9 protein-coding genes are annotated in these 9,676 nt (G+C 48.7%); 2 read left to right on the top strand and 7 right to left on the bottom strand.

Going from position 1 to position 9,676, the window contains the following annotated elements:
- Positions 1-134: 134 nt before the first annotated feature.
- The 6 genes from ACQY18_RS05730 to ACQY18_RS05705 form a co-directional block, all read right to left on the bottom strand.
- A complete protein-coding gene (locus ACQY18_RS05730) occupies positions 135-662 on the bottom strand; it encodes a type IV pilin protein (protein WP_428039179.1) in 528 nt (175 codons plus the stop codon).
- Positions 663-784: 122 nt separating this feature from the next.
- The gene (locus tag ACQY18_RS05725) at positions 785-1,780 is read right to left on the bottom strand and encodes a hypothetical protein (protein WP_428039178.1); all 996 of its coding nucleotides are present in this window, start codon (positions 1,778-1,780) and stop codon (positions 785-787) included.
- A gap of 129 nt (positions 1,781-1,909) precedes the next feature.
- On the bottom strand, positions 1,910-3,115 hold the full coding sequence (locus ACQY18_RS05720) for a PLP-dependent aminotransferase family protein (RefSeq protein WP_428039177.1): 1,206 nt from the start codon (positions 3,113-3,115) through the stop codon (positions 1,910-1,912).
- Positions 3,116-3,142: 27 nt separating this feature from the next.
- Complete coding sequence (gene nadC, locus ACQY18_RS05715) at positions 3,143-3,976, bottom strand: carboxylating nicotinate-nucleotide diphosphorylase (RefSeq protein WP_176777006.1); 834 nt, start codon at positions 3,974-3,976, stop codon at positions 3,143-3,145.
- Positions 3,973-5,013 (bottom strand): quinolinate synthase NadA, encoded by a 1,041-nt coding sequence (nadA, locus tag ACQY18_RS05710; RefSeq protein ID WP_428039176.1) that lies wholly within the window; start codon positions 5,011-5,013, stop codon positions 3,973-3,975. The genes nadC and nadA overlap by 4 nt, the downstream gene beginning before the upstream one ends.
- A 2-nt stretch (positions 5,014-5,015) precedes the next feature.
- Positions 5,016-5,396: a membrane lipoprotein lipid attachment site-containing protein gene (locus tag ACQY18_RS05705; RefSeq protein ID WP_176777004.1), complete on the bottom strand. Its 381-nt coding sequence runs from the start codon at positions 5,394-5,396 to the stop codon at positions 5,016-5,018.
- Between the two features lie 187 nt (positions 5,397-5,583).
- On the opposite strand from ACQY18_RS05705, the gene ACQY18_RS05700 reads away from it, so the two are divergent.
- Positions 5,584-7,086: an alanine/glycine:cation symporter family protein gene (locus tag ACQY18_RS05700; protein WP_428039175.1), complete on the top strand. Its 1,503-nt coding sequence runs from the start codon at positions 5,584-5,586 to the stop codon at positions 7,084-7,086.
- Positions 7,087-7,184: 98 nt separating this feature from the next.
- On the opposite strand, the gene ACQY18_RS05695 is transcribed toward ACQY18_RS05700, so the two are convergent.
- The gene (locus ACQY18_RS05695) at positions 7,185-8,444 is read right to left on the bottom strand and encodes a mechanosensitive ion channel family protein (protein ID WP_428039174.1); all 1,260 of its coding nucleotides are present in this window, start codon (positions 8,442-8,444) and stop codon (positions 7,185-7,187) included.
- Between the two features lie 40 nt (positions 8,445-8,484).
- On the opposite strand from ACQY18_RS05695, the gene ACQY18_RS05690 reads away from it, so the two are divergent.
- Positions 8,485-9,351, top strand: coding sequence for a hypothetical protein (locus tag ACQY18_RS05690; RefSeq protein ID WP_428039173.1), 867 nt, complete (start codon positions 8,485-8,487; stop codon positions 9,349-9,351).
- Positions 9,352-9,676: the final 325 nt, after the last annotated feature.

The following is a 9,676-nucleotide window of genomic DNA, read 5'->3' as shown; positions in this document are numbered from 1 at the left end:
ATTTCGGCCGCGGGTTATATTCTAAAAGTGTTTTTATTTGATTAACCAACAACCTGCCCCATAAAGAATACCCCATTACGCAAAAAACGCGCCATGGGGTATTTTTATGCGTGCAAGAGCCGATTTATAAATAGTTATTTGGTAATATAATATGCAAACGCGTCGTCACTACCATTAACAGTATTGTGTTCATCTTGCCCAGATAAACTGCGGCAAATTTGGTTGGAAATTTCCTTGGTTTTATCCGCCCAACATATATAAAAATTACTATTGTGGTATTTTTCCATTGTGACCCCAGCCAAATCGTCCGAACACTGAATAGAAATGTTCTCTTCACCCAATGAGGACATTATAAAACACGCCGTTCTGCCTTTTATAATATGCTTTTCGTCGGTTTTGGTAAACCCGGGAGGGATTCCCACACTTAACGAATCAAAGGTAGTGGCATAGCGGTTGTTTGCCATAAAAAAAGCCTGTTGGGCTTGGTCTACCCCGCGCATAAAGGCGTACATGGTGGAAGCGCGGCTCATGCCCACCGCCACGCGGTACTGCGGCAACGCCATCGCCGCCAACACCCCAATAATTAACACAACTACCAACAACTCAATTAAAGTAAACCCCTGTTTCTTGCGCCAAAAATACCGCAAATTTCTATTTTTCATAAAATACTCTCTTTTTGATAAATTTTGTATATAAACAAAATTTATCAAAAAAAAAACAAAACAACCCCCTTCTAAAAACGGCAGGCTGTTTTGTTTATTTTTTAAGTATTTTTACTTTTTTATTATTTCAAAAAAATATCTTGCGGATATATTTTCAAGGCAGTTTTATTATCCCGGTAAAAGTGAATTAACTTTTGCCAATCTTCCTGTACCGCCAAACCCGGGGCCCAATGCTTGTCAAAATATTCCATTTCTTTTAGCATTAAGTTGCGGATTTCTGCCAGGGTGCGGATGTTGTTATTGGCGGCAATTTCCGCCGCGCGTTGGGCGCACATATTCAGGCGCTCTTTTATCACGCCGTAGCCCTCCACCTTTTTCATACGCGGGCCGATAAAGCGCAACCCGGCGTGAACGTCTTTTTCCAAAATAGCCATATTCAGTTCCACCGGCTTTATGGAGCCGTCAAACACGCCCTGCATTAAAATTTTAAGAATAGTCACCCGCGCCGTGGAATTAAATTTAGGCAACACTTTATCCGTTAAGCGCTGGGCCACCGCTTCCGCCAGTAAAGCGCGGTATTCCGGCATTTCTTCCATTTGCCGCACCGTAAGCGGAGTAGTCATTAAATAAACGTGTTTAGAGCGGAACATTTCTTCCGCCTGCGCCTGCGCCGTTTTAAGCTCCGTACGCATTAGTTTTAAGATTTTGGGGTCCGTTTTGCACAAGGCTTTTTGCACCTTGCTCACAAACACCATTAACCACGCATTAAGCCCCAGCGTGTTTTGGGTTTCCCAGCGGGCCATAATCCGGCTGGAACTAGTCCACGCTTTGGCCAATAGAGCATCGTTTACTTCCCCGTCACGCAAAATATAAGCAATAGGATAATTCCGCTCCGCCGCTACCGCCAGCGCGCGTTTGATAATCATTTTTTCTTTACCGCGCCGGGCCAGTGCCTCTATACGGGCATTGGAAAGCGGCTCCAAGCGTGCGGCCCTGCGCCCGTTTTTTTGTACGGAAGATTTAGCTAACTGTTTAAGCACCGGGGCCACGCGGCCTTGCGCCCACACAGCCGAAGATGAAATGGCCAGTATTAAACCCACAACAAATAGTTTTTTCATTATTTACCTCGTACACACTCCTATTTTATTTTGGCAAAAATGCTGCCTAAAAAAAAGGGCCTTTGGGCCTATGCCACCTGTACCCGATAGACCCAGAAAAAGAGAGTGCCCCGTCACCGGGGCACTGTTCTATAAACATTCTTTAATCGTTTGGGCCAAGCGTTTCAACCCTTCTACCATTTGTTCTTTTGTCGGATAAGAAAAGTTTAAGCGCATATCGTTAAACACGTTGGCATCCGGGTAAAAATCCACCCCGGCCACATACGCCACTTTGTTTTCAATCGCTTTAGGCAAAAGCTCCGTCGCGTTGACGTGTTTAGGCAGTGTAAGCCACAGGAAAAGCCCCCCCTCCGGGCGGGTCCAGCTTACCTCTTTTGGCATATATTCCGCCAAAGTTTTAAGCATTAAATCGCGTTTTTCCCGGTAAGAGGCAATAATTTTTTTGATGTGTTCCATGAGCAGCCCTCTGCGCAGATACTCGTAAGTAGCCAACTGCAAAATGGGAGAGGTACACAAGTCCATGGCTTGTTTCAAAATAACATACTTGCGGATGACCTCTTCCGACCCGACGATAAAGCCCAGGCGGAACCCCGGCACAAACACTTTGGAAAACGTAAACATGGTAATTACGTTGCCTTGGCCGTTATCCAACGCATAAAAAGTACGCGGGGATTCCCCCTCAAAACGCACCTGGCGGTACGGGGAGTCTTCCAAAATAAACGTATGGTATTTTCTGGCAATTTCCAAAATTTTTACGCGGCGTTCTTCCGGGATAGTCGTTCCCGTCGGGTTTTGGAAATCCGGCACTAAATAGATAAATTTGCACGTTTTGCCCGCCGCTTTCAACCGGGCCAGCTTGGCTTCCAAATCTTCGGCCAAAATGCCGTAATCATCACTGGCGGCGCCGATAATATGCGCCCCCGCCACATGGAACGCCTGCAACGCGCCCAAATAAGTGGGGCACGCGGTAATAATGGGGTCACCCGGGTTTACAAACAGGCGGGCCGTCATATCCAGCGCCTGCTGGGAGGCCGACACCATCACTAATTGGTCCGGCGTGGCGGTAATACCCTCGGTTTCTTTCAGCAGTTTTACTAATTCCTGGCGCAAAGCTAAAAAACCCTCCGTGGTGCCATATTGCAAGGCCGCCTTGGGGGACTCGTCCAACACATCCTGCATAATGGCCGAAACATCCTGGGTAGGGAATAATTCCGGGTCCGGCAATCCCCCGGCAAAGGAAATAATATCCGGGCGGGCTATCACTTTCAAAAGTTCTCTAATGGCGGACGCTTTGGAGCGATACACCACTTGGGAAAACAACTCGTTGTAATTCATGCAAAAACCCCCATAATTATAAATCGCTTAACATATATATTGTACAATTTTTAGGCTTAAATCTTTCGCCGGGACGGAGTGCGTCAGCGCGCCGGAAGAAATAACATCAGGCCCGGCTTGGCAGTAGGCTTCCAAATTTTCCAGCGTAATGCCGCCCGAAACCTCTATAATGGCGCGGCCGTTGACCAGTTTTTTACACTGGGCCACCTGGGCCGGGGTCATATTATCAAACATAATAATATCCGCCCCCGCGTTTACGGCTTCCTGCACCTGTTCGGGCGTTTCCGCCTCTACCTCTACTTTAGGCGTGTGGCCGATAGCCGCTTTAATTTTGGCTACCGCTTTAGTAATGGAGCCCGCCGCCGCAATATGGTTGTCTTTAATCATCACGCTGTCCGCCAACGTCATACGGTGGTTGCGCGCCCCGCCGATACGCACGGCGTATTTATCCAACCGGCGCATACCGGGCTGTGTTTTGCGGGTATCCACAATCATTACGCCGTATTTGGCGCCCACTTGCGCATACGCGCGGCTGGCCGAAGCAATGCCGGACATACGCTGCATAAAGTTAAGCGCCGTGCGCTCCGCTTTTAATATGGAAAGCACCGGCCCGCTAAGCGCTAACACTTCTTCGCCTTTTTGCACGTTATCCCCCTCTTGTTTAAGCGGGGTAAACGTGACGGACGGGTCCACCAGTTCAAACACTTGGCGGGCCACCGGCAAGCCGCAAAGCACTAAATCTTCTTTGGCGCGGATGACGGCCTTGGCCTGCGCGGCAGGCGGGAAAATCGTATCGGAGGTAATATCCCCGAGCCCCAGGTCTTCTTCCAGGGCCAGTAAAATAATTTTATCGCTAATCATTGGGCTAATTCAAACATTTTTTCTATGGCTTTGCGGGCCGCGGCGGCGGTTTGTTCGTCCACGCTTACCGTTTGCGCGGGGAGCGGGTCCGCCAGGGCCTGCAAGGTGTTGGCCAACGTGTTGCGCTTCATATACGAGCAAACGCCAAAGGGCCAAATAAATTTTTTGTCCGGGTGTTCGGCTTCCATACGGTTTACCAGGCCGAACTCCGTAAGCATACCATAAACAGGCGCTTGCGTGCGCGCCACATAGGAGGCCATACCTTTGGTACTGCCTACATAATCGCACAATTCACAAACTTCTATGGGACATTCCGGGTGGGCCACCACGCTAATACCGGGGTAATCCGCCCGCAATTTTTTAACATGTTCCGGGCGGTATTTGTCATGCACACAGCAAGAGCCGCCCGAGGAAATAATTTTTTTGGGGGTGCCGCGGCGTTTTAACTCGGCCTCCAAATTTTGGGCCATCAGCATATCCGGCACAAAAATTAATTCTTTTCCCGGCAGTTTTTGGGCAATATCAAACACGTTGCCGGACGTGACACACGCATCACACTGGGCTTTTACGTCGGCCGAGCTGTTAATATAGCAAAGCACCGGCACCCCGGGATGTTTGGCTTTCAGGCGCATTAAATCCGCCCCGGTCATGGAGTCCGCCAGCGTGCAACCGGCCCGCCCGGCAGGGATAAAAACCTGTTTTTGCGGGTTGATAATTTTGGCTGTCTCCGCCATAAACCACACCCCGGCAAAAATAATTACGTCGGCGGAAACTTCGCGCGCTTTGAGGCTTAATTCGTAAGAATCCCCGCGGAAATCCGCCACGCCGTACACCAATTCCGGCCCGGTGTAAGAATGGGCCAAAATGACGGCATTTTTTTCCTTTTTCAAACGGTTGATTTCCAGCGTAAGCGGGGCGGCCGCCCGGCAATCGTCCAGCGTCCAGCGGGCGGCTTTGGTTTTGGATACAGAACCAAGAAGCCCATATAATCTATGGGCTTCTTGTGTAATTTGTTCTTGCGTAAAAGCGTTTGGCATGATTAGTTGGCCTGTTCGCCCACCGGGGACGGCGGCACCGGCTCGGAATCGCCCGCTTGCACTTCCGTCTTGTTGACGGTAGTAATGGTTTTGCCGTCTTGGCTTACTACGGTGCGGCTGGTTTTGGTGACCGTCTTTTTGGCGGGCTTTTTGGAGCCTTTTACACTTTGCAGGTAAGAAGAAGACGAAATTTGTTCTTCATACGGGGGCACCACGTCATAATCGCCGTCCGGCGCTAAAACATTATCAAACTCTTGGTCAATAATTTGATATTTGGCGGCATCCTTGCGTAAAGACACATCAGACCCGTCATCCTTTCTATTGGCAGAAGAACACCCCGCCACGACCAATACTGCGGCGACAAACAACAAAAGTTTTTTCATAACCCAATCTCCTTTAGAACCTGCTTTATAAAAATCCGTCTTTCTAAATTATATATCATATTGTGGCAAATTTGAACAGCTTTTTATCGGCAAATTTATATTTTAACATAAAACCGGAAAATTAAAACCAAATAAACATTTTTTTGATAAAATAATTAAGTTATTGTTTATTTATATAGGAGAGAAAATGGAAAGCATTACAGGGCTGTTAAACAGTATTACAGCATTTTTTACGGCCCCCTCCGTGCATAGCGCGTATGATATTATGAACGCGTTTAATACGCTGGTTTGGGGCCCGCCGATGGTAATTATTTTGCTGGGCTTGGGCATTTATTTTACGTTCCGCCTGAACTTTTTGCAAAAATACACCTGGAGAGCCATGAAACTATCCGTCAAAAAGGTAGATTCGGAAGGCATGGTAAGCAGTTTCGGCTCCCTGGCCGTAATGATTGGCGCCACCGTGGGCACAGGCAGTATTATCGGCGTGACGACCGCCATTTCCGAGGGCGGCCCCGGGGCATTATTTTGGATGGTAGTGGCCGGATTTTTTAATTTTGCCATTAAATATTGCGAATGTTTGGTATCTTTCAAATACCGCGTAAAACTGCCGCATGGGGAATACGTCGGCGGCCCGATGTACTACTTATCCCGCGTGCTTAAATTAAAGTGGTTAGCCGTTATTTTTGCCGTGGGAACCCTGCTCATGGGGCTGACGGCCGGCAGTGCGTTGCAATCTAACTCTATTGCGGATGCGTTGCGCGAGGGCTACAACCTAAACCCCTGGTATATGGGCATTTTGGTAGCCATAGCCACCGCGGTTGTAATTATCGGCGGGGTTAAACGTATTGCGGCGTATTCCGAATGGCTGGTACCCATTATGGGCGGCATGTATTTATTGCTAGCCATTGTGGTTATTTGTATGAATTTTGCCAAAATTCCGGATGCTATTATCCTGGTATTAAAAAGTGCCTTTACCGGCAAGGCCGTGGCAGGCGGCGCGGTGGGCGTGGGCATTTTAGCCCTTTTTAAGGCCATGATTCCCGCCCTCAGTGCCGGGGTCACCCGCGCGGTACTGGCCACCGAGGCCGGCCTGGGCTCTGCCTCCATGGCGGCGGCCGCCGCTAAAACGAACAGTGCTACCCAAATGGCTATTGTGTCGGCCACGTCCGTATTTTGGGCCATTTTTATTTGTATGATGACGGGCACCGTTATTGTGCTGGCCGGGGATTGGGCCAACCCCAATGTTTACGCCGCCAACTTGTGCAACAGCGCGTTTAAGACGGTTCCGTATATCGGCACGCCGATTTTGATTTTTTCCTTGGTGATTTTTTCGTTCACCACCATTATCGGCTGGGGCTATTATACGGAAAAGGCGCTCCAATTCTTAAAAGGCGAAAAATTAATTAAATACTGCCGCATTTTATTTATTATTTTGGTAGCCGTGGGCGGCGGGATTGGCACCTCGTTCACTTGGGATTTTACGATTGCCGATTCCTTAATGCGCACGGCAGAGGCCAACAATTCCACGCGCTTTATGTGGTCTTTGGTTATTTTTACTATGACCATGATGACCGTACCCAACATTTGGGCGCTGTGGTGTTTGCGTAAAGTCATTATCAAAAATACCACCAAACACATTAAAATTATCGTGGGCAAAGTTCCCCCGCCCGACGATTATAACCCCCGTTAAATAAGGGGCCCCTAAAGGGGCTCCTTTTTATTTTCTTCCAAAGATGAATAATAAAAAACCCCGCCGGGAGAGAGGCGGGGTCTGTTTTTTATGTTGATTTATTTGGCTATTTGCCGCATACCTTGCACGATACTGCGCCCGCTGGGGGCCTGGTACGCGCTTAAACCAAATTCCGGCAATACGGAAAACAAATGGTCAAAAATATCACTTTGCAACGCTTCGTAATCCGTCCATACGGTGGTATTCAAAAAGCAATACACCTCCAGCGGCAAGCCCTGCACCTCTTGCTTGAGTTGGCGCACCATGAGGGTAAAATCCGCATTGCCGCTCATCACATACGGGCGGGATGCCAAATACAACTCCGCATAGTGGCGGAACGTGCCCAAATTGGTTAAATGCCGCCCGTTTAAGATGTTTTCCTTTACGTTGTGGGCCGCGTTAAACGCTTTAATTTCTTCTTCTTTTCCGGTTAAATAATCTTTCAACAGGCTGATTTTTTTCAGGCGCTCCAACATGGGCGCATCTAAAAATTTAACGGTGTCCACGTCCAACAAAATACTGCGCTGAATCCGCCGCGCTTTGGCCGCATACATCCCGTTCCAGTTTTTGAACGGCTTGGAAATCAAATCGTAAGTCGGCACGCTTACAATGGTCATATCAAAATTTTGCACGCGCACACTGGTTAAGGAAATATCTATAATGTTTCCGTCGGCGCCGGCCGAATCCACGGTAATCCAGTCCCCAATTTTAATCAGCTTATTGGTAGTTAATTGGATACTGGCGGCAAAACCTAAAATCGGGTCCTTGAAAATTAACGAAAACACCGCCGCCAAGGCCGATAACCCGGTGATAATATACATGGGTTTTCGCCCGAGTACCAACGAAAGCACAAACAGCCCCGCCAACAAAAACAAGACTATTTTAATGGCCTGGATTAGCCCTTTTAACGGGATATTGGGGTTGCGTCCGTACAAGTGGTTTACGCAATCCAACGCAGTATTAATACACCACGCAAACGCACACACCACAAACACGCCGGTCAGCTTTGTCATTGCCGTTCCCAACCAGGGCAGTTTATCCGTAATAAACACCGGATGCAAATTAATAGCCACCATAGCCGCCAACACCACGCCGACGGCCGTAAAAAATTTATGTTCAGAAAGCGCATTGGCCCATTTTTGGGAAACCACCTTGCTCAAAAGCCGCTGCGGGTATTTATTAAAAAACCAACTGGCCACCCGCGCCACCGTATACAAAATACCCACAAACAACAGGGCAGAAAGCACCTGCGCTATGGTTAAATTCCAATTATCGGGGATAATGGGCAGTTTTTCTATATAAGCAAAAATAACATCCATAAAAAATACATCTCCTTAAAAAGTTATTATAATTAAGTGTATGAAAAAACTTTACGCCTGCGCAACTTGCCTGTTATTTTTAAGCGCGTGTTATACGCCGCTGAACAATTCCGGCGTGGCCACCACCCAAAAATGGTTGGAAATTGCCGCCACCCGCACCGATTTTGACGGCAAACAGTATGACTCCTGCTACCGCTTTGACCTCCGCTTTTGGCCGCAGGAAGCCGCCCAAGACCTAGATTTGCAGGAAAGCTGTATTTCCGCCTGCTGTTGGCGTACCGAAAAGCCGTCCGTCACGCTGGATTTTAATAAAAATTTCAAACAAAATTTGGCCCGCTACGGCAAAGCCTATTATTACGAGCCGGGGCAAATTACATTGTCCGTCACGCATAGCCGTTTGGTAAACACCACGCGCGTGGCGATAGCCCCCCGGGGGAGCATTTCCCACAACGGGCTCGTAAAATTAAAATATAAATTGGTGGAAGACCCCGCCCGCCAAGCCCAATTAAAAGAGCAGGAAGAACAAGCCGCGGCCGAACGCGCAGCCCGGGCCCGCTTAAAAGCCGAGCAAGCGGCCCAAAATGCCCGCCAAGCGGCACAAGCGCGCCGGGCCCAAAAATTGCTTATCCAACAAGCGGGCGCGGCGATTGACGGCTATTTGTATCGGGTCAACAAGACATACAAACAAAAAGGGTGGATTTTTTTAATCAGTGACCGCCTTTTTACCCCGGTTCAAACCGGGGCCGACCAATGGAAAATCACTTGCCATACGCGGGTTCAAAAAGGGAAAACCGCGGCCCAACTAACCAAAGCCACCTTTACTTGTGGCACTTGGGCCGTCAATACGGCAACCGCCACGGTAAAACCGCTGAACAAAAAAGCGCGCCTCATCAACAGTGCGCGCTAGTTTAGGCGTGGGACTTACCTTGCAGGCGGCACCCTGCGGGCCGCACCTTGCAGGCCGCTTTTGCAAAAAGATAGCCCCCGAGCTTTTACTCTTGGGGTTGCACCCCAAACCCGCCTTACTTTTTCTCATTGCAAAAAAAGACCCTGCGGGCCGCACCTTGCAGGCCGCCTGCAAAAAGCTAGCACCCCGAGTTGCCGTCCGCAGGACAAATTTATTTTTATCCGGGCATTTTACAACTCCCTACGGTCGGACAAGTAAAATGCCTTTATGACTCCGTTAAAAATAAATTTTATAGACGGCTTCAAAGGGGTGCGCTTAACGGCAA

Source organism: Candidatus Avelusimicrobium faecicola (assembly GCA_900540405.1).
Classification (GTDB): domain Bacteria; phylum Elusimicrobiota; class Elusimicrobia; order Elusimicrobiales; family Elusimicrobiaceae; genus Avelusimicrobium; species Avelusimicrobium faecicola.
The sequence above is the reverse complement of the archived record's forward strand: the minus strand, read 5'-3'. Positions and strand labels throughout refer to the sequence as shown.